The organism is Rhodococcus wratislaviensis (genome assembly GCF_041228765.1).
GTDB lineage: Bacteria > Actinomycetota > Actinomycetes > Mycobacteriales > Mycobacteriaceae > Rhodococcus_F > Rhodococcus_F wratislaviensis.
The window spans coordinates 4,603,562-4,623,425 of sequence record NZ_CP150488.1 but is presented as its reverse complement, the minus strand read 5'-3'; the positions used below and the strand labels follow the sequence as shown (position 1 = coordinate 4,623,425).

At 67.0% G+C, this 19,864-nt stretch carries 24 protein-coding genes; 5 read left to right on the top strand and 19 right to left on the bottom strand.

The window, feature by feature from the left end; genetic code table 11:
- Positions 1–149: 149 nt before the first annotated feature.
- Complete coding sequence (locus WKC72_RS21360; RefSeq protein ID WP_037231908.1) at positions 150–395, top strand: hypothetical protein; 246 nt, start codon at positions 150–152, stop codon at positions 393–395.
- Between the two features lie 376 nt (positions 396–771).
- Here WKC72_RS21360 and WKC72_RS21355 read toward each other — a convergent pair whose 3' ends face one another.
- From WKC72_RS21355 to WKC72_RS21330, 6 genes are all read right to left on the bottom strand, one after another.
- Positions 772–1,068, bottom strand: a complete 297-nt coding sequence (locus WKC72_RS21355) for an antibiotic biosynthesis monooxygenase (protein WP_370178996.1) — start codon at positions 1,066–1,068, stop codon at positions 772–774.
- Between the two features lie 367 nt (positions 1,069–1,435).
- Entirely contained in the window at positions 1,436–2,368 is a 933-nt protein-coding gene (locus WKC72_RS21350; RefSeq protein ID WP_370178994.1) for an NAD(P)H-binding protein, read from the bottom strand.
- A 338-nt stretch (positions 2,369–2,706) separates the two neighbouring features.
- Positions 2,707–3,324 (bottom strand): TetR family transcriptional regulator, encoded by a 618-nt coding sequence (locus WKC72_RS21345; protein WP_370178992.1) that lies wholly within the window; start codon positions 3,322–3,324, stop codon positions 2,707–2,709.
- Between the two features lie 26 nt (positions 3,325–3,350).
- Positions 3,351–3,872 (bottom strand): GNAT family N-acetyltransferase, encoded by a 522-nt coding sequence (locus WKC72_RS21340; RefSeq protein WP_370178990.1) that lies wholly within the window; start codon positions 3,870–3,872, stop codon positions 3,351–3,353.
- A gap of 486 nt (positions 3,873–4,358) precedes the next feature.
- A complete protein-coding gene (locus tag WKC72_RS21335) occupies positions 4,359–4,544 on the bottom strand; it encodes a hypothetical protein (protein ID WP_370178988.1) in 186 nt (61 codons plus the stop codon).
- Between the two features lie 284 nt (positions 4,545–4,828).
- On the bottom strand, positions 4,829–5,440 hold the full coding sequence (locus WKC72_RS21330) for a histone-like nucleoid-structuring protein Lsr2 (RefSeq protein WP_370178986.1): 612 nt from the start codon (positions 5,438–5,440) through the stop codon (positions 4,829–4,831).
- Between the two features lie 446 nt (positions 5,441–5,886).
- Here WKC72_RS21330 and WKC72_RS21325 point away from each other — a divergent pair, with 446 nt between their 5' ends.
- Entirely contained in the window at positions 5,887–7,107 is a 1,221-nt protein-coding gene (locus WKC72_RS21325) for an Ig-like domain-containing protein (RefSeq protein WP_370178983.1), read from the top strand.
- A gap of 18 nt (positions 7,108–7,125) precedes the next feature.
- Here WKC72_RS21325 and WKC72_RS21320 read toward each other — a convergent pair whose 3' ends face one another.
- The 4 genes from WKC72_RS21320 to WKC72_RS21305 all read right to left on the bottom strand — a co-directional run bounded on the left by WKC72_RS21320 (position 7,126) and on the right by WKC72_RS21305 (position 9,660).
- Positions 7,126–7,344: a hypothetical protein gene (locus tag WKC72_RS21320; protein WP_370178980.1), complete on the bottom strand. Its 219-nt coding sequence runs from the start codon at positions 7,342–7,344 to the stop codon at positions 7,126–7,128.
- Between the two features lie 706 nt (positions 7,345–8,050).
- Positions 8,051–8,446, bottom strand: coding sequence for a DnaJ domain-containing protein (locus tag WKC72_RS21315; protein ID WP_370178977.1), 396 nt, complete (start codon positions 8,444–8,446; stop codon positions 8,051–8,053).
- Between the two features lie 399 nt (positions 8,447–8,845).
- Positions 8,846–9,169 (bottom strand): hypothetical protein, encoded by a 324-nt coding sequence (locus tag WKC72_RS21310; protein ID WP_268790412.1) that lies wholly within the window; start codon positions 9,167–9,169, stop codon positions 8,846–8,848.
- A gap of 68 nt (positions 9,170–9,237) precedes the next feature.
- Positions 9,238–9,660: an Hsp20/alpha crystallin family protein gene (locus tag WKC72_RS21305; protein ID WP_112298847.1), complete on the bottom strand. Its 423-nt coding sequence runs from the start codon at positions 9,658–9,660 to the stop codon at positions 9,238–9,240.
- 129 nt (positions 9,661–9,789) lie between these two features.
- On the opposite strand from WKC72_RS21305, the gene WKC72_RS21300 reads away from it, so the two are divergent.
- A complete protein-coding gene (locus WKC72_RS21300) occupies positions 9,790–10,194 on the top strand; it encodes a MerR family transcriptional regulator (RefSeq protein ID WP_245973238.1) in 405 nt (134 codons plus the stop codon).
- Between the two features lie 551 nt (positions 10,195–10,745).
- Here the strand turns inward: WKC72_RS21300 and WKC72_RS21295 are convergent.
- The 9 genes from WKC72_RS21295 to WKC72_RS21255 form a co-directional block, all read right to left on the bottom strand.
- Positions 10,746–11,540 carry a GvpL/GvpF family gas vesicle protein gene (locus WKC72_RS21295; protein ID WP_370178974.1) on the bottom strand — a complete coding sequence of 265 codons (795 nt, stop codon included), beginning with the start codon at positions 11,538–11,540 and terminating at the stop codon, positions 10,746–10,748.
- Positions 11,537–11,902 (bottom strand): gas vesicle protein GvpJ, encoded by a 366-nt coding sequence (gvpJ, locus tag WKC72_RS21290; protein ID WP_005241554.1) that lies wholly within the window; start codon positions 11,900–11,902, stop codon positions 11,537–11,539. The genes WKC72_RS21295 and gvpJ (WKC72_RS21290) overlap by 4 nt, the downstream gene beginning before the upstream one ends.
- Before the next feature lie 254 nt (positions 11,903–12,156).
- The gene (locus tag WKC72_RS21285; protein ID WP_037231898.1) at positions 12,157–12,567 is read right to left on the bottom strand and encodes a PAS domain-containing protein; all 411 of its coding nucleotides are present in this window, start codon (positions 12,565–12,567) and stop codon (positions 12,157–12,159) included.
- 255 nt (positions 12,568–12,822) lie between these two features.
- Complete coding sequence (locus WKC72_RS21280; RefSeq protein ID WP_128638431.1) at positions 12,823–13,044, bottom strand: gas vesicle protein GvpG; 222 nt, start codon at positions 13,042–13,044, stop codon at positions 12,823–12,825.
- Between the two features lie 9 nt (positions 13,045–13,053).
- Positions 13,054–13,827 carry a GvpL/GvpF family gas vesicle protein gene (locus WKC72_RS21275; protein WP_370178970.1) on the bottom strand — a complete coding sequence of 258 codons (774 nt, stop codon included), beginning with the start codon at positions 13,825–13,827 and terminating at the stop codon, positions 13,054–13,056.
- Entirely contained in the window at positions 13,827–14,192 is a 366-nt protein-coding gene (gene gvpJ / locus WKC72_RS21270) for a gas vesicle protein GvpJ (RefSeq protein WP_005241539.1), read from the bottom strand. Before gvpJ (WKC72_RS21270) ends, WKC72_RS21275 begins: the two co-directional genes overlap by 1 nt.
- A 301-nt stretch (positions 14,193–14,493) precedes the next feature.
- Positions 14,494–14,868, bottom strand: a complete 375-nt coding sequence (gene gvpJ / locus WKC72_RS21265) for a gas vesicle protein GvpJ (protein ID WP_037231892.1) — start codon at positions 14,866–14,868, stop codon at positions 14,494–14,496.
- The gene (locus WKC72_RS21260) at positions 14,865–16,226 is read right to left on the bottom strand and encodes an SRPBCC family protein (RefSeq protein WP_370178967.1); all 1,362 of its coding nucleotides are present in this window, start codon (positions 16,224–16,226) and stop codon (positions 14,865–14,867) included. The genes gvpJ (WKC72_RS21265) and WKC72_RS21260 overlap by 4 nt, the downstream gene beginning before the upstream one ends.
- Before the next feature lie 6 nt (positions 16,227–16,232).
- A complete protein-coding gene (locus WKC72_RS21255) occupies positions 16,233–16,838 on the bottom strand; it encodes a hypothetical protein (protein WP_128638428.1) in 606 nt (201 codons plus the stop codon).
- 75 nt (positions 16,839–16,913) lie between these two features.
- Here WKC72_RS21255 and WKC72_RS21250 point away from each other — a divergent pair, with 75 nt between their 5' ends.
- Together WKC72_RS21250 and WKC72_RS21245 are read left to right on the top strand one after the other, a co-directional pair.
- Positions 16,914–17,072: a hypothetical protein gene (locus WKC72_RS21250; protein WP_158461210.1), complete on the top strand. Its 159-nt coding sequence runs from the start codon at positions 16,914–16,916 to the stop codon at positions 17,070–17,072.
- A gap of 1,135 nt (positions 17,073–18,207) precedes the next feature.
- On the top strand, positions 18,208–19,713 hold the full coding sequence (locus WKC72_RS21245; protein ID WP_370178964.1) for a diguanylate cyclase domain-containing protein: 1,506 nt from the start codon (positions 18,208–18,210) through the stop codon (positions 19,711–19,713).
- Positions 19,714–19,864: the final 151 nt, after the last annotated feature.

Here is a 19,864-nt window from a genome sequence, read left to right as displayed (position 1 = left end):
CCCCCCAGTGTCAGGAAATGAGACGGCCGCGACACCCAGTCCGGCGGATCATGAGGTCAGACAGAAGATCCCACGCGAATCAGCAACTCGTTGACGGGCAACCATTTTCGAGTACGGATTCGCGACCGGGACCGACGTGAGGACGACCCATGAATACGAACCCATCTGCCGCGGATACCCACTCGGCATTCCCCGGCAGCACCACCTCCCGGGTGTGGTTGGTCGCCGCGCTGGCGCACACTTGCGAACCCGCCGACCGCCCCGCGGTACGTGACGATCTGATGCGGACCTGGGTTCCGGAGCCGGGCAGCGGGTACCGCACCCACGACGGCCGTCGCCGGGCCACCTGGGCGCAATTGCACTCCCGGTTCGATCTCGTCGAGGTGACCCCATGACCACGTCCTGCGCGATCCGGCCCGCGCCGGGCCGCCACCGCTCATCAGGGCTGGTACCGGCCCAGTCGACCACCTTGGGTGATCGACTGGCCTGGGAAGACGCTGCCGAGGATGCGCGGCGCTTGTCCCCCGACGACCGGACCACGTGCCCGCTGCACCGACGGTGGATCCACCACTGCGTCGCGTCGCCGACGCACGTCAACGCCGTCACGCGACACCGGTGGTGCCGCCAGTGCGCCGTCCCGCTCACCGTCACTGTCGACGAAATCGCACAGACCGTCACAATGGTCTGCCCGTCCTGCGGTGACGGCGGCAGTCCCGCCACCACAAGGCTGGTGTCCGCGTGTTGCGCCAGCCTCGGCGAGGCGTCGAAACATCACACTTCGCGGACAGGCTCGTAGTGCTCCACGAGCGGGAAGGGCTCGTAGAAGTGGTGCAGCAGCTCCTTCCATTGCTGGTACTCGCTCGACCGACGAAAGCCTTCGGTGTGGTCTTCAAGTTCCTCCCACTCGACCAGCAGGAGGTAGACGTTCGGTCGCTCGAGGCCGCGTGACAACCGCAGTCGCTGGAATCCGGGCATCGACGAAATGATCGACTCGGCCTGCCGGAACGCAGATTCGAACTCCTCGACCCTCGCGGGTGCCACGGACAGCAGTGCGTGTTCCACGATCATCAGCACAGTATGCGACGTGATCGCATCCAACGCGTGGCGCAGGTCGAGGGATGCGCGGTGACGTCGCACGACGGGAATGCACCGCGGCGGATTCCGTCGCACAACCGAAAGGAGACGAACCACAACGGCCGGTCAGACCACCACCATCGGCGTCGGCGCCGACGGCAACCTCACCGGCCCCATCCGAAGCAACCGGGAAGACACGGTGGTGGCCGTGACCGCCGCGGGCGGGTTATGGGCGCGCGGATCGGGCGGCATCGTCCTCGTCCCGGCACTCGTACACGCGGTGTCGACCCGGACCCGGATGCGGCAATGGGTGTACGAATGGACTCGGCTCGACGCACCACCGCGATAACCCTGGCCCGTACTACCCGGAGGCAGCCGACTTCGAGAACAGCTCGCGGTGTCCGGCGACGTACTGCTCGACCGACTGCGCGGGCTCGCCGGTCACGTCCTCGACGTCGGTGGTCAGCCGGTTGTAGCGATCGTCGCGGTGCAGTGCGGCGACCGTGAGAAGGTGTTGCACGGTGTGCGAGGAGATGCCGGGCACCGCGCCCATGATGTCCACGAACTTGCCGTAGGGCAGATCGGATCCCGTTACCGGCCGACCCAAGCCGCGGGTGTACTGCTCGGCGAGTCCGTCTATGTCCAGGACGGCGGGACCGGTCAGCTCGTAGACCTGCCCGACACGGCCTGCTGGATCCTGAAGAATGGCGGCGATGACACGGGCGACGTCGGTGGCGGCGACGGGCGACGTCCTGCCGGTACCGAACGGCAAAGCCAAAACACCGTGTTCGGCGACCGAACGGCTCGCCACGACGGTGAACAGCGGGTTGTCCAGGAAGACTGTGGGTCTGACATGGACGACGGGCAGACCGGACCAGTTCATGATGCGCTCGGCGAGCCAGTGCAGTCGTTGGTGCCGCGACTCCGCGGTGCTGGTCGACGTCATCTGCGACACCGTCATCTGCGACATGTTCACCAACGCCTCGAGGTCGCCCCGCTCGTCGGCAATCGCGCAGACGACAGCGGCGGCCTCCAAATAGTCCGCGGAGACGCTCATGTTGAAGAACACCCGCGTCACGCCCGCCAGCGCCGCAGCGACGTCTCCAGGTCGGGTCAGATCGCCCACGACGATGTCCGCTCCCAGCTCCCGTAAGGCATCGGCGCGGCCGTCGTCGCGATGAACCATCGCCCGCACGGGCTCGCCACTGCGCAGCAGCAGCTCCGCGACCAGCCGGCTGATGCTGCTGTGACCGCCGCCCACACCGGTCATCAGGAACGGCGCCCGGTCACTCATGACCGAATCTCGCTGTTCGCGTCAGTCGGGAGCCACGACTGCCCCGCTGATATGGAATGCGCGCTGCGGCCATCAGGGACCTCCTGGAATTACGCTCTACTGCGACGTTACGACAGGAGAGCACGCGCCAGCCACCCACCGAATAGGACACGTGGCTCCCGGATCGCTCGCGAACACCCCGACACCGGAGCCGTGGGTGCGGTTCGGTGATCCGGCGGGCTCAGTGCAGAACAGATCCACCGGGATGACGGTGTGGCGCGGTAACCCGGCCCCGGGCAGGGTGAGTTGCCACAAGTTCCAGCCGCACCGTCGATGCGATACGTTGCCGTGCAGGGTTTTCAGGATCGGTAACGATCGTCGGACTGGGCGGTGTGCAGCGCGGTAAGGATGTGATCGACCGCGGCCGTTGTGCGTTGCGCGTCGCCGGTGGCCAGCAGGTCCAACAACGCACCCCGCAGTGCGGCGAGCACGCTGGTCCGTTGATCGCGCGCACGAGCGGTGCCGCGCGTGTGTTCCGGTTGCGCCGCGGCGAGGACGTCCAGCCAGTCGGTCACGGTCGCCTCGGCGAATTCGTTCCACGGTCCGGTGGGGTCGGTCAAGGATCGGCCGTAGGCCTCGACCCATAGGGCGAGCATCGGCCGGTGTGCCTCGGCCACGAGCCACGACCACACCGTTCGGGCGACCTGGAAGATCGCCCCTGGATCGTCATCGGCGTCGCGACGTATCTCGTCGAGGAAGCCCAGTTCGTCACGGCGGGCGCGCGCCAGTATCGCGCGTATCAATCCCTCCCTGCTGCCGAAGAGATACAACAGCACCCGCGGACTCGACCCGATTGCTGCTGCCAGGGGCCGCAAGGTGAGCTCTGCCAGCCCATTGGCCATGACGTAGGCGTGCGCGGCATCGAGCAACTCGATATGACGGGCCGACGCCGAGCCGGCGGGCCTTTCATGCGCCACACGATCTCCGCGTTGTTCTCGGTTCACTAGAGTTCTCGCGACCAGCACTGTTCGACGAGGTCCTGTCCGAAGAGCCGGCTGCTCGTTTCGGAGTCCAGCTCGAAGCCGGCCGCCTGATAGATGCGCCGCGCCGACGACAGAGTGTCGACGGTCCACAGGCCGATACGGCGGTATCCGGCCTGCCGAGCGAAGTCGACGCACGTATGGACGAGTCGACGCCCGACCGCGTGTCCTCGCGCCTTCGGGTCGACCACCAGCACACGCAGTTTCGCCGAGACGTCGTCGTCGCCGTGGGTACAGAACACGCAACCCACGCGGGCGCCGTCGAGTTCGGCAATCCATGCCGCTTCACGCTCGTCGTGATTGCGTGCGTACTCGGCCACCAGTTGCGCCACCAGCACCTCGATACCACTGTCCCAACCGAACTCGTTGGCGTACACCTCACCGTTGGCCTGGATCACCCACCCCAGATCGCCCGGCGCTCCCAGCGGTCGAATGGTGACCTCAGTGGCGGCCTCGCCCTCACCGGCCACGTGGGTCTGATGCATCACGTCCTCCTCGCTCCGATCGCACAACCAAGCACTGAAACGATCGTTTCAGCACTTTAGCATTGCAGCCCGGATCGCGGAACCAACGATCCACCACCGCCGGCCCCGCTCACGTCGATACAGCCCCCGCACCACCTGCCGCCGCACTCGTCCCGACCTCGGCGAACTCGACAGCCACGTCGGCAGCTGAGCCGACCTGCCCAATTCGGACACAGCGGCTCCCACCGAACCTGTGCGAAGCCGCCGCCGCGCGCCACCTCACCGACCGGTACGGCACCGATCCCGTCCGCTGGTAGCCCGGTGCGTCACCTGATGCCTCCTCACGGGCGAAACAACCGCCGCCGAAAAGCGGTAGCCCGACCCACCAGCCCACCGCGAAGATCGCAGGGTTCCTTGCGGTGTCGAGGCAATGTGCCACGCTGTCGCGCGCTGCCCCGACGACGCACCGGTGCCGCGCACGCCAATTCCCGGTGGCATCCCGGCCGATCAGCAGGCAGCGCCGGTCGATCCCGGGCCCCGAAGATAGCCGATCAGCGTGTCGAGGACGGCCTCGAGATCCTCGACACTGCCCGTCGACCGCAGGACCTGCACCCCACCCTGAATTCCCGCGATGAACGCGGACGCGGTGCGCGGCGCACCCACGCCGGCCCGGATCTCACCTGCCGCCCGCATCGCCTCGATCCCTGCCGCGACTTGAAACACTGCCTGTACGCAGGCTTCTCATGCACGGTCTTGGCTCGAGCGTTGATCATGCGTGAGCCGATCTTCGGATAACGTTCCCCGGCTCGTCGTCGAGGCGTAACGACCGCACATACCGATAGCGTGCCACGGAGCCCCTGCCGGGCGAAGGATAAACCCAGGGAACGGGCCCACACAGAGTCCGCCTCCGGCCACGGTTCGAAATGATCAGCTCGTGGGCCAGGTACCCGTGGCTCTACCCATCGGGGGTGAGGTGGTTAGTGGGCGACGCGGAAAGCGTGCTCGATGTTCGTGGGTATGCGGCCGCGCGAGGAGATCTCATAGCCTTCTTGCACCGCCCATTGGCGGATCTCTCTGGCCGTGCTTGCACCCCGGGCATGTTCACGGGGACGGCGTCTCGGCGCTTCGTTCTGCTCGGGTGGGTAGGGCGCGGCGCTGTCGTCGGTCTCGCCTCTTCTCTCGACCTGCTTCTCTTCTCCGACCTCCGACAGCCTTTCGCCTTCCCCTACCTGTTCGGGGACCTTGTTATCCTCCGCGCGCTCTTCTTCGCTCTCCGGCGGCTCGTCGACGTGGGAGTCGCGGATCTCGCCCGACCCGCGCGGGGTTCCGGCAACCGCGTCCTCGTTCCCCGCCGGTTTCTCGCCGCTCGCTAGGAGTCGGCTGTTCAGCGATTCGATACGCGAGCTGGCCGCGGTGACTGCCGCGGCTTTCGCGGAGTTCATCAGGTCAGCCCGAATTGTCTCGCCGAGTTTGACGATCTCAGGGGAATCGGTCAGCTTTGCGGTCCAGCCCCTCAACAGGTATCCCGCCCCGGCGGCCGCCGACACCAGCCAAATGGTTTTCATCGTCTTCACCCACTGTGTTGGCACCTGGGCACCTCGGCGTCGCGGGCAGCTGGTGCCGGACGGGGGTGCGTAAGCCGTGCTTACCCCAGGCTGAGGCGCTTAATCATCAGCACGGAACGCCGACAGGCGGTCGGCGGCACCGATGCCGGAATGCTCGCTCACCAGCTGCGGAATATTCCTGTGCCGTCGATACAACGGGCCGCGCGATCCTCGACTTGCCGCTGAAGTTCTGGCCGGGCATATCGACGTCGACGAGTTCAACGGATGACCGCACCGACGCGGCAGATGGGGAGCCAGCGGTGATACAACCGCGACACCCCGTTCACCTGGTGGAGGTGCTGTCCACGGGCATGGCGCCACCTAGGTCGAACCCGCCGGGGGCGAAGGCCGCTGCCGCGAACTGCCCTGGTGACCGCCGTCGCATAGCGACTGCACACGCCCGGGCCCTTCCGCACGGGAGAATCACTGTCATGCACGCCCGTCGCCGTCCCGGTCACCTCGCCGCTGTCCTCGCAGTCCTGCTGCTCGCTCTCGCCGCCGCCTGCGCACCCTCGACCGACCAACCCGCAGGACCGGCCACACCGCCGCCGGGACCGGAGATCACCGTGTCCCCGGCCGACGGCGCCGCCGCGGTCAACCCCACGGACCCGGTAGCGGTGAGCACAAACGGTGGCACCCTCGAGACGGTCACCATGACCAACGACGAGGGACGGGTGGTCGAGGGCATCTTCACCCCCGATCGCCTGTCCTGGAAACCGGGAGTGCCCCTCGGCTACGGCCGCACCTACACCCTCGCGGTCACCGCGGTCGGCGACCAAGGTGTCCGGAGCGAGAAGACCAGCACGTTCTCCACGGTCACCCCCGGCAACCAAACCAAACCCACCTTCGTCACCAGCGGCGGGAACCTGCTCGCCGACGGCGGCACCTTCGGTATCGGCATCGTGATCGTCACGCACTTCGACGAACCGATCACCGACCGCGCCGCCGCCGAAAGAGCCCTGCACGTGGAGACCACACCCCCGGTGACCGGATCCTGGTACTGGGCCGACGACCAGAACGTGCACTGGCGACCCCAGAACTACTGGACACCCGGCACCCAGGTCACCGTCCGCGCCAACGTCTACGGCATCGCGCTCGGCGAAGGCCTCTTCGGCCAGGAGGACGCGACCACCTCGTTCACCATCGGCGACGCACACATCTCCATCGCAGACGACACCGCCAAACAGGTCACCGTCACCGACAACGGGCAGGTGGTCCGCACGATGCCGACGTCGATGGGCCGGGGCGGCACCGAAGTCGTGGGCGGGCAGACCCTCTCGTTCTGGACCCAACCGGGCATCTACACCGTCATCGACAAAGCCAACCCGGTCATCATGGACTCCTCCACCTACGGACTGCCGGTGAACTCCCGCCTCGGATACAAGGAATCGATCAACTACGCCACCCGCATCAGCAACGACGGCATCTACCTCCACGAACTCGCCGACACCATCTGGGCGCAGGGCAACACCAATGTCTCGCACGGCTGCCTGAACCTGAGCCCCGACAACGCCCGCTGGTTCTACGACTTCTCCGTCCCCGGCGACATCGTCGAGGTCCGCAACACCGGCGGCGCTCCCCTCGAGCTGTGGCAGAACGGCGACTGGTCCGTGCCGTGGGAGCAATGGCAGGCCGGCAGCGCCCTGACCTGACCACACAGGGACACGGCTTTACTCGGCGCGGGTTTCGAGCAGAGCCTCGAGGTGTCGCAGGTTGGCGGCGAAGTCCCGCCGCAGGCTCGCGGCCACCACCGGGTCAGCGAGGGCGAACAGCCCCTTCTGCTCCATCCGCATGTGGCAGCTCAGCCGGGTTCCCTCGGCGGTCTCCTCAGTCAGGTAGGACACCTCGAAGCGGCCCGGGCCGGACGCACCGGTGAACGTGATCTCCACGTTCGGTTCGAAGTGAAGTCGAAGACCTCCCCGACGGCGTCGCGGCGGCCTCGGCCTCTCGCTCGCCGGTCGCGGCGGCGGTGCCCGTGTTCGCTTCCGGTGAAGGCCCCTCGGGGTGAGGGCGCCTCGACACCGGCGGGGTCGGTGGGCTCGCTCTGCTCCTCGGTGGTGGTGCCTGCCTCCCCGGTTCCGGTGGCCTCGTCCTCGGCCGGCTTCGGTGCGATGTCCTCGGCGGGCTCCGATTCCGATGATGCCTCGTCAGCGGCGGGGGTGTGGTCGAACGAGCCGGGGCCTGCGGATTCGGAGACGTCACCGAGTTCGAGTGCGGCAACCAGTCGGGGGCGATGCCGCCGTCGACGGCGCCGAGTTCGTCGGCGCAGGAGCCGAGCACATCGGATGCGGCGGATCCGGTGGCGGCGAGCACGGACGGCGAGTCCGCGTCGCCGGGAGTATCGGCGGAGGCGGGCGGCGCTGCGATGACCACCGCGACCGCAGCCGTCGAGGCCCCCAGCGCCAGCGCGGGCAGCCTTCTCATGCCCACCGCAACTCCACGGAAGGGCCCGGCGGCCCCGAACGAGACTGAAGCGGCAACGGATGTTCCACCACCTACCTACCTGTTCACCTCGGCGGAACGACGCCCTGATGATCCTCATCGGCACCTCCCGCACGGCGGCGCGATGTCGCTGCAACCGGGTGAGTGCTCATGTCAGCGGTGCCACTGCACCGGGCTCACCCACAACCCCGTTGCGGGTGGGCCCTGCGGCGGCGGGGAACCGCGCACGACGACCCGGATGCGGATCGGGGTGGCCGGCCGGGTCGGAGCCTCCGGCCGTCGCCGAGGCTGGGCATCGGATTCGGCCTCTGCCCTCTCGGTCACCGCCCGGTCATGGGCGGCGCGGTGCTCGGGATCGCGCAGCAGGGCGTAGGCGGACAGAATGCGCTGGAGGTGTTCGTCCGCCGCCGGATTGGAGGACCGGGGGCGTGTGCGGGTGTCGGGATGGTGTTCACGCAGCAGCCGCCTGTAAGCACTGGTGATTTCGGACTGGGACGCCGACGAGGACAGTCCCAGCACCTGATACGGATCCCGATTGGCGGCCGTCACTTCGTTTCGTTCCTGCGATGCGCCGGAGAAGAGGTGGTCCCGGGCATCGAGGTGCCGGAACCACCAGAACGGGCGAGCCCGACCCGCACGAAAGGCCCACCCGCTTTCCTGATTCTCGTGAATGTGACAGGTGGGCACTGCCCCGCCCGGAACAGCCGACGAAGACCGTCTGCCACTAATGGCCGTGCGCCCCGGTCGATCCGACACAACCACCACGGATTGTTGTCGGGTGCGCGGTCGGCGCCGTCGTGTGGTCCTTTTCGTTGATCGGCGGCACCGGGCGGTGTGCCCCGGGTTCGCCGCGCCGCTCGCGAAGCAATGACAGGTGAAGGAGGCGGCAGCGGTCGAACCCCGTGAGCTGGTGCACTCGTCTGATTCATCACCCCGTTCCGAACTACATCACAGACGAAACATACTCTTGCGGATGGACTTTCCGGGTGCCGGTGGCGAACGCTGCGTGGCCCGGATCTCCGGGACCGGAGGAGCCGACACCGTCCACCCCATCGAAGCGGGAGGGAAGGGCTGCGGCGGACCGGCCGGCGCAGTCGCCAGCCGAGCGAGCAGGACCACGGCCTGCGGCGTGAGCGCGTCGGCGAGGATGCGATCCGAATCGGCCTCGAGCACTGCGTAGTCGAGCTCGTGCCACGGCCACACCACTTCGCGTGCGCCGCGCTCCGGAATTACGGTGGCATTCACGTCGGTGACCATGTTCGCCAGTGTCATCGACAATTCACCCCCTCCCGAGCCGTGTCGTCTCAGTCGAGCGTTGACGGTCTCCCTGTCGACCGCGCTCAGGCGGTGACCGCCTTCTTCTCCGAATGCCCACTACTGATCTCGATCTTGCGGGGCTTGGCCTTCTCCGCGACCGGGATCGTCAACCGCAGCACCCCGGCGTCGTAAATCGCCTCGATCTTGTCCGCATCGAGGTTCTCCCCCAGGAACAACTGCCGGCTGAACACCCCGCGCGGACGCTCGGCTGCAACCATCTCTCGGTTCTCGTCGAGCGCGGACCGTTCGGCACGCACCGTCAGAGTGTTCTTGTCGACGTCCAGATCCAGCGAGTCGGCATTCACGCCGGGTAGATCGAACTCCACCACGAACCGGTCCTGTTCACGCCAGGCGTCCATCGGCATCACCGCCGGACGGGCCGCGGTGCCGAGGACCTGCTGTGTCAGACGGTCGAGGTCGCGGAACGGATCCGTACGCATCAACATCGTGTCCACCTCCTGAAACACTCTCTTCATTCCACCAGGTAAACTCCAGCAGATGCTGTAGGTTTGGTATAGCATCTGTCATAGACCATGACAAGAGGTTACGCGAGAAAATTCCCGATCGGAGCAGAAGTGCCCGAAAAATTCGAGCGGTACGACTCCGAATCACCGTCGCTGCGCGGCGTTTACGGCATTTCGGTAGCCGCCGAGCTGTCCGGATTCGGGGTCGCCGCGCTGCGCCTGTACGAGGACTACGGGCTGATCACCCCGGGCCGCACCGACGGCGGCACCCGCCGCTACAGCGACTACGACCTGACGCGGCTTCGGCGCATCGCCGAACTCATCGAAGCCGGAGTCAACCTCGTCGGTATCGGCCGGGTTCTCGACCTCGAGCACCGCACGGACGAACTCGAACGCCACAACCGCCGCCTGCAAGCCGACAACGCGCAACTACGCGCCGAGCAGGATCCCGAGACCAGCACAGACCACACGAGCACCGCCGGTAACCCCGGCATCGGCAAACGCGAACACCACTGAAAGCGCCGGCCGCGCCGCTTCGGGCGCAGGACGGGCCGGGAATGGCATCAGCGACGGAATGATCGGTCACGGTCGGCCGAAGACGCACCGAGAACAGCCGCACCGGAACGGTGAAATTCGATGCACGACACGCGATTTCGGTCCATCCAGTGGTGTGGGCTGGTTCCCCTCACCGAGGCGAGGCGCCGCAGGACCCTCACCATTCGTTGGGGGCGAGCGGCGGCCGGGTGCGCCCCCTGCTACGAGCACCCCGACACATCGCCGAAGGCACAGAACTAACCGGCGGTCCTACGTACTGGGAACTTCGCCCGACCTATGCGGTGGTGACGTCGGTGGGTCGGGAAGATCGACATCGAGAACGAAGTCCAGCCAGGTGAGTGCGTCTGCCCGGGCTTCCGCCCGCGTAGTGATGTCAGGAGACACCCTCCGCAGCACCCAACGCTCCGATGCCGGGTGCGGTTCAACGCGCACCCGGGACACCTCGCACGAAAGCCGGTACGTGCAGGGTGAGCACAGCCTCTGGGAACCCTGAACGACCACAGACCTTTTCGTCAGCCCTCCGGCTTCGGTGTGACCATAAAGTCGTAGGGGGCCATGGGGCCGAGGATGCGCATGGTGACCCGGTTGTCCCAGCGTTCGGCCAGGTCGCCGACCGTCCGTTCGAGTTCGCCTTGCCGGTCCACCTCGAAGAGGACCGCGAGCTGGACGGCGTCCTCGTCGTGGGTGGGTTCGCGGACGGTGACGGTGTCGGTCAGCGGTGACAGCGCGTCGAGGGTGGTGCGGGTGTCCGCGTCCCGTTTGGCCTCGAGGGCTTGGCCGATGATCTCCCCTAGGGCCATTCTGGCGTCCCGGGTGAGCTCCTCGGGCTGGTCGCGGATCGTTTCGAGCAGGTCGGTGGCCTTCGGGCTCTCGTCGACGATCTCGCGGATGATGGTCTCCTCAACATAGCGGCCCTTCACCATGTACTGGGCGAAGCCCTCGAGCTCATTGAGAGCGGCAGCGAACTCGTCCTCGTGTTCGGTGAGGAGCTCGTTGATGACCGCGTCACGGTCGGACACGACGGCACCGAACCGCAGCGGCAGCACCGGGGCGACGTGCGAGGTGCCGTCGAGGATGTGGGCGTGGGCCTGCAGGTCCGCGGGGGTGCCCAGTCGTTGGTCCGGGTCGATCTCGCTGACCAACGCCGCGATGTCGCCGTGTTCGACGATCTCGATCGGGGCGTCGTGGACGCCGGAGGCGTCGTCCTCGGGTTGCACGTCCGCGGGCACGATGCCATACACATAGATCACCGCCGCCGAAGCACCCTCGTCGTTGTCGTTGTCGTCGGTGTCGTCGGCGGAGGTCATTTCCGCCTCCGCCGGGGTGCCGGTTCGCGTTCGCTGCCGGATCCGCTGAGCAGCTCACCGAGCGTCTCCCCGACGCCCTCGAGGACACCCTTGGTCTTGGACTTCGTGCTGCCACTGCCCTTGACATCGGACACGAGGTCGGACAGGCCCTTCGGTTCACTGCCGATCGCGAGCCGGTTCGCCGCCTCGGCGAAGCGCAGGTAGGTGTCGACGCTGGCGACCACGATGCGGGCGTCGATGGTGAGCAGTTCGATACCGACCAGTGACACCCGCACGTAGGCGTCGATGACCAGGCCCTTGTCCAAGATGGTGTCGATGACGTCCGCCAGGCTGCTCGAGCTCGGACCACCCGCTGTGGTCATTGCTGTGCTCCTCACTTCCGGCCCCCAGGTGTTTTCGCCTGGGCGCGCCGATCCCGACCGATCGCGAGTACCCCACCGACCGTCCTCTTGAACAGCGCCCCGACCACGGGCGTTCGCGGGTCGGCGGCGTTTGCCGATGCCGCCGACCGAGTGCGTACCGAGAACCCATGCGTGAAGGACGTGTCGTTCGAGACCTGCGCGCCGCACCCTCCGGGCCCCCGGACACTGACCAGCGACCGGACACGATCGCGGCCTCACCCGAAGGTCGGCGCGTTTCCGCCGTCCCACAACAGCTCGGTCACGTCCTGGAAGCAGACGAGCAATACCGGATCGTCCGCACGTGTCAGCACGGACTTGCTGATCGCCGCCCGCACGGCAGAACCGTCTCGGTGCGTGAGCGTCACGATCGTCCCCGCCGACTGTTGCAGATCCTCTGCAACCGGCCGCGGAGGGGACGCCGTCGGGAGCAGATCTCGCATGGATCGCCCCGAGAGCACATCGTGCGGATACCCCATCATGGCCTCGAACGCGCGATTGACGTGCACGACGTGACCGTCGCGGTCGACAGCGAGCACCGGCACCGGGAGCCGTTCCAGCAGCACCAGCGCGGGAAGTCCTTCGAGGTAGCCCAGAGCGGTATCCGGATCCGCACGTCGTCTCTCCATAATGATGTATCGAGGGTGCGGCCCCGCTGTTACCCCCGACGCTGAAACACCGGCAGCGGCGGCGACCCCTCGATCGGGCCACGTCGACACCCGGCCGCCGCCCCGTCCGCCCTCGCGGCCGAGGGATGGAAGAGCAAACTCGGGCACACGACCACGGCAGGCCTGTCCGGGACCGCGGAATCGGGATGACCACGCACCGCATCCGTCCCATCGCTACCACGCCGCGGATCCAGCGCGGCCCTGCCGGTGATTTCCCTAGGGTGATCCCGTCAACCGGTCGATGAGCACCTGTTGCGCCTGCTCCTCCTCTTCGGCCGTGATCTCACCCCGGGCACGGGCCTCCTCGAGTTCCTCGATCCCGCGGCGGATTGCCGCCGGATTGTGCATCTCCTCCTCGACCTGCCGCTGGATCAACGCCGCCAGCGAGATCACACCCTTCACCGGCTGGAGCGGCAGCGTGACGATGAAAGACAGCAATCCCGTGGTTCAGCCCTGCCCCGCCGGATTCTGGGTGACCACGAAGTCGTAGGCGGCCATGGGCCCGAGCAGCTTCAGCTCGACCCGGCCGTCCCACTCCTCGGCCAGTTTTCCCACAGCCTCTTCGAGTTCGTCCTGCCTGTCCACGTCGACGAGGACCGCGACCTGCACGGCCTCTTCCTCGTGCGTGGGTTCGCGGCGGTTGACGGAGTCGGTGAGGTCGCCCAGGGCATCGACCGTCTTGCGGGTGTCTTCCTCGCGCTTGCCGGCGATCGCGTTGTTCACCAGTTCACCGAGCGCCATCCGCGCCTGGCGGCCGGCGTCCTCCGACTTGTCCCGGATCTCCTCACGCAACTGCGCCGCCTGCTCGTTCTCGTCGAGGATCTCCCGCAGGATCGCCTGCTCCGCATACCGGCCCTTGACCACGTACTGGGCCTTGCCCTCCAGTTGTTCGAGGGCCGCCGCGAACTCGTCCGCATGTGCCGAGAGCAGTTCCTCCTTCACGGCGTCGGCGTCAGTGAGCACCGCACCGAACCGCAGCGGCAGGTCTTCGGGTTTGCCGATCGGACGGTCCACCGACACTTCGCTCACCAGGGCCGCGATGTCACCGCTCGCGACGACCTCCACCTTCCCATCCGCGACCCCGGTCGCGTCGTCCCCAGGTTCGACGTCGGCCGGGACGATGCCGTAGACGTACACCCCCACCGTCTGCTTCTTGTCCGACTTTTCCGACTTCTCTGTGTTCTCTCTCTTCTGCTTCTTCGTCTGCTCCGATGTAGCCATCACCTGTCACCTCGAGTCGACTTGCGCGACACCCGTTCCCGTTCCGGTTCCTCTTGCCCGCCCAGCAGGCCGCCGAGCTTCTCTTCGATGGCGCTCTTCGTCTTCGACTTCGCGATCTTTTCCGTCCCGCCCGACACCAGATCGGACAGCCCCTTCGGCTCGCTGCCGATCGCGAGCCGGTTCGCCGCCTCCGCGAATCGCAGGTAGGTGTCGACGCTGGCGACCACGATGCGGGCGTCGATGGTGAGCAGTTCGATACCGACCAGCGAGACCCGCACATACGCGTCGATCACCAGGCCCTTGTCCAAGATGGTGTCGATGACATCGGCCAGGCTGCTCGAACTCGGCCCACCCGCTGTGGTCATCCTCCTCGCTCCTCCCTGCCCCGCTATCGCCCTCCGCAACGCCGTGTGCGGGCGACTCGACGCGTGGCGGTACCGATCGTTCCTCGGCACGCTCTGCGCTCTCACCGCCGCCGCGTCCAGCTCGCCCCTGTGGCATACCCGAAATGGTGATGTAAGTGCGGACTACCGGACTACCCGGAACTCCGGAAGTTCAATCGATCAAAGACCGCCAGGGACTGAGCAATTCGACGACTACACCACTGCTCGAAACGGTCCGACCGGTCGGCCCTCGGGTGCCCGTTGGCCTGTTCCGACGTCGACATCACTTGTCCTCGCGAGTGGACTTGCGTGAAACCCGTTCGCGCTGAGGTTCTTCCTGTCCGCCGCCGAGGAGGTCGCCGAGTTTCTCGCCGGCGGCCCCGAGTGCGCCCTGAGTTTTCGATTCAGCGCCTCCCTCGCCGCCCCCAGCCAGGTCCGTCAGCCCCTTGGGCTCGCTGCCGATCTCGAGCCGGTTCACCGCTTCCGCGAACCGCAGGTAGGTGTCGACGCTGGCGACGACAACGCGGGCGTCGATGGTCAGCAGTTCGATACCGACCAGCGAGACCCGCACGTACGCATCGATCACCAGGCCCTTGTCGAGGATGGTGTCGATGACGTCGGCGAGACTGCTCGAGCTGGGTCCACCGGCCGTGGTCATGCGCGTGCTCCTGTCCTACGCCGGGGCGTTGCCTTCTTTGCTGTGGTCTTCTTTGCTGCGGTCTTCTTTGCAGGGGTCTTTTTTGCCGGGGTCTTCTTCGCGGGGGTCTTCTTCGCGGCGGCCTTCTTTGCGGGGGCCTTCTTTGCTGCGGGCTTCCGGGGACGACGCCGCCGCGGCTCGGGACGCCGGCGCGGCTCGGGCTCCTCCTCGGGTTCTTCCTCCTCGTACTCCCCGGTCTCGTCCTCCGACTCCTCCTCCGCCTCGGCGGCCTCGTCCTCCGGCTCCTCCTCCTCGTACTCCCCGGTCTCGTCCTCCGGCTCTTCCTCCGGTTCCTCCTCCTCCGCCTCGGCGGCCTCGTCCTCCGGCTCCTCCTCCTCGTACTCGCCGGTCTCGTCCTCCGGCTCCTCCTCTTCCTCGTACTCGCCGGACTCGTCCTCCTGGTCCTGCGGCTCTTCGTCTTCGGCAGTCTCGTCGTCGTCCGGTTCCTCGTTGATGTCCTCGGACTCCTCGGGTTCGACGACCTTGCCGTCCCGGATTTCTCCGCGCCACCCCTCGATCTCGTCGGGATGGAGAACGGACTGGGTCATGACATGGCGTCCGAAGTGCTTCAACTCCAAACGCGCTCGCCGTCCCTGTGCACGCCACAGGTTTCCCGTCTTCTCGAACAATCCCTTCGGGTGATACTCGAGGATCAGAACGATGCGGGTGAGATCCGGGGTCACCTCGTGGAACGTCACCGCACCGTCGATGAAACCCTTGGCGCCCTTCGAGCGCCACACGATCCGCTCATCCGGGACCTGCTCGATGATCGACGCTTCCCAGGTGCGGTGCGACAAGAAGATCTGAGCCTTCCACTCGAGCTTCTCGTCCGCCTCCTGCTCCACCCGCTCGACCTTCTTCATGAAGGAGGGGAAGTCCGCGAATTGGGTCCATTGGTTATACGCCAGTTGGACCGGGACACCGACATCGATCGTTTCGACGATATTGGTCAACTTGAGCTTCTTGCCCTTACCCCCACCGCCACCACCGGTGACCGCGTCCTTCACATCCGACGCCGTGTCCTTCACCTTGTCGGTCAGCCCGGAGAACAGTGACTTGCCGTCGCCCTTCTCGTCCCCGTCACCGTCACCGTTGCCGTTGCCGGTGACCGCGGACAGCAGGCTTCCACCGCCGCCCTCGGCGTAGTCGGTCAGCCGGCCGGCCGCACCCTGCACCTTGTCGGACACGGTGGACATCGCCTTGTCGGTCACGGTGCCAAGCAGGCCCTGCGCCGCCTTCTTCAGCGGTGACACCGATGCGGCCTCACCGGACACGTTCTGGCGCAGCTTCTTCGCTGCACTGTCGAGATTCGAGGTCATCGCTGATCACTTCCGGGTGCGTCGTCGTACGGGTACGGAATCGGTCGTCGCCTTCGCGCGCGTCCTGCGGGCCCTTGCTCGGGCCAGATCGTCTTCTTCGTCGTCGTTGTTCGTCGACGACCGGGACCGTGACCGGGCGGGCCGGGAACTACCGCTGCTCGAGGTGCGGCGGCGTGGGGCCGGACGCTTGCGGGCGCGGGGCGCCTCCTCCTCGGCTTTGTCCTCCTCGGCGGTCTCGTCCTCCGTGTACTCGTCGTCGTAGTCGTCCTCGGGCTCCTCTTGACTCTTGCGCTTGGACCTCTTCCCGCCCGCGGCCTCGTCGCCACCCGATTGCAACCGGGAGTTGAGCGAGTCGATGCGGTGACTGGCCGCGGTGACCGCGGCCGTCTTCGCCGCGTTCATCAACTCCTTGCGGACCGTCTCGCCGAGCTTGGCGACCTCGGGCGAATCCGCGAGCAGCTTGCCGGCCTGACCGAGCACACCCAGTGAGCCAGAAGGAAACCGACTGGATGCTCCGGCGCCCGCGAGCATCAGCGCCAACTTCATCTTGTGCGTGCGGCCCAGCATGTACCCGGCACCCACGGCCAACGCCATCTGACCTTTGCCTGTCATCGCCCAACCCCTTTGTCGAGTAGATGTGGTGCACCTCGGCGCCGGCGTCGGCGAAAAGGGTGGGGGCCGTGGTCGGTGGGTGGTGCCTTCGTTCCCGCCGACTACCCCGCGTCGGCGACGCTCAATCTGAGCGAAGCCCTCGAGTTCCGGAAGGGCGGAGGCGAACTCGTCGTCGTGTTCGGCGAGCAGTTCGTTCGTCACCGCGTCCCGATCGGACAGGACCGCACCGAATGACCGCGGGGTCTGCCGACCTTCGTGGTTACCCGCGTAGCGCAGTTGTCTGCGGGTACCCGCTGAGTACGCTGCCCGCGCCGCGAAGGCGGACCGGGCAGCCAGCCCCGCTCCGGCCGCCGAACCCCTTCGGCCGGGCGGGGCGCCCCGCCGCGGCGGGGCGAGGTCGAGTGCGTGGCCCCCACCTCCGCAACCTCGTGGATCACGCAAATACGCACGAGGAACAAAGGCGCCGAGTAATTCTAAGTCACCCCGTTGCGCAATCGATTGCCCAGAACATTATGGGCGGTTGTTAATTCCCAGAACGTTATGGGCGGTTGTTAATTTCATTATGTGAGAAATTCGGGTTTTTGCGAAACATTCCTTGACCCCAAGCGCGATAGGCACCGTAAGCGGGGGATCGACGATCCCGTGGATTCATCACCACGAGAGGAGTGAATTCTGATGGGCACCGGCCTGAGCTGACCGACGGAGCAAATCCGGGACAGCGGTGGCCCGGCTCACCTGGGGGCAGCCGGTCCACCGCCCTGATCAGCACGATCACCGGCTAGTTCGCCGCCAACCCCTACCGCCATCCTCGGCCGTGAAGTGAGCTCGGCCTACCGGTTCCCGGTCGGCAGGCGGCCGCGCAGTCGAGTCGATATCGTCACCCCGAAATTGGGGACGCTAACCCGGAATAACTTTCGTGAAGCGCGGTTCGAGAATGTGGATCTCCGCGAGATAAGCGCGGCTCGAGGATGAGGGGCGCTTCGCAGTATGTGCGAATGATTTTGCCGACACGGATATCCGAGAGTCCCGTGTCTGCATTTCATCACCGCGCACGGGAGTGACGGGTTTCGGAAATTCCCGGCGCAGCATGTGCAACGGGCACACCCCACGGAGGCGGCGCGGATGAACACCGGATACGGCGTCTTCATCAGCATCATCGGCCAGTGCGGCTTACCCAAAACCACGCCCCGCACGCCAGTGAATCGGCAGGGGCCCCGGCGTGGGGCATCGGGACCGTGGAGATCTCCGCCTGGGCGTGTCACCGCCGCCGATGCCGCGACCCGGGAACCTTCTCGTGAAACGAATGCGGTAGCCGTTGCGACATAGCTATTCACTGAAAGGTGTTGTCCGAGAATGAAACCGACCAGTCGTGACTGAATTGTTCGAACCGTACCGGGTGCCGGAGGGCGCCGCACAATCCGAGTTCCCCGAAGAGGTGACCCGATCCGAGACGGGATCGTTCCCGGGCGCGGCGACGTCGGCGCAGCTGGTCGCCGCACTGGAATGCGCGCCCGCCCCGATGGCGCTGTGGGAGTTCGGTTCGGGCCGTCTCCGCTATCTGAACCCGGCCGCGGCCGCCCTGGTGGGGTTCCCGAAGGCCGGCGAGGTGTCCGCGCGCAGGGCCGCCGACCTCTGCACCGCCAGCGCGGTAACGCAGGCACCGGAGGTCTCGGCCGCCCTGACCGGACGGGGTCGGTGGTGCGGGCCGACGGAGTTGCGGAATTTGCGCACCGGGGCACCGATCCCGTTGGTCCTGTCGGTCTTCGTCACCGAACGCGGCGAAAACGGGCACCCGCTGCTGATCGGGGTAATCGGCCGGGAGCCGTCCACCTCCGGCGAGCAGGAGCAATCGCTGCTCGCCGCCCTGGCGGCGGCCGACCAGCGGTGCCGGGAACAACAGGTACTCGCCGAGCTGAGCCGGCTGGCGGTCACCGCCGACCTCGACACTCTCCTGACCGCCGCGACCGCTGAGGTCACCGCACTGCTGGGGACGCGGTGCGCTGCGGTGGCCCGGGTGCCGGACACCGGCGGGGCGGCCCTGGCGGTGCTTGGCTACCACGGACCCGGGCCGCGCCCGAGCACCGTCGCCGCCGGCCGCGGTTCGCTGACCGGGTACACGGCCACCGAGACGGCGGTAGTGTGCTGCCCGGACCGCGCCCGCGAGCGACGGTTCGCGACCGCGGACATGGCCGCGAACGGGCTGGGCGGCGGCATCGGCGTGCCGATCGGGCACGATCCAATCTGGGGGGTGCTGACCGCATACGGCACACGTCCGCGCCCCACCCGGGATTGCGAGGTGGCCCTCCTGTGCGCGGTGGCCGCGGTGCTGTCCACCGCGATCGACCGCATCGAGGCGGAGGAGCGATTGCGGCATCGGAGCCTGCACGACCCGCTCACCGGGTTGCCCAACCGCACCCTGGCCCTGGAGCGTCTCAATTCCGCCCTCGACCAGGCGGCCCGCACCGGTGGCCGGGTGGCGGTGTTGGTGATCGACCTGGACAACTTCCGACACCTCAACGCCCGATTGGGGCACGCCGGCGGCGACGCCGCCCTGATCCGACTCGCCGACCGCCTACGGTCTGTGGTCCGGCCCACCGACACCGTGGCGCGCCTGGGCGGCGACGAATTCCTGATCCTGTGCCCGGCCGTCACCGGCCCAGCGGACGTGATTAGGATCGCCGACCGAATCGCCACCGTGGACCCGCACCCGGGTGACGGACCGATCACCGCGAGTATCGGTATCGCCGTCACCGGTGCCAACGTCTCCCCGCACGAGCTGATTCATCACGCCGACCGGGCGATGTACCGGGCCAAGGCCACCGGGCCCGGCCGCTACGCACTGCACCATCCCGATACCCACGGAACGGGCCGCTGAACCGCGCACACAACGCGAGACTCCGGACAAGCGTGGACGGGCTACCGCACTACACCCGGGCTCGCGGGTCGCGTAGAGCTGGGTGGCTGGGCCATATGCCTATTCTTCCCTGGTTGGCCGCGAGTTCTTCCCTGGTTGGCCGCGAGCCACG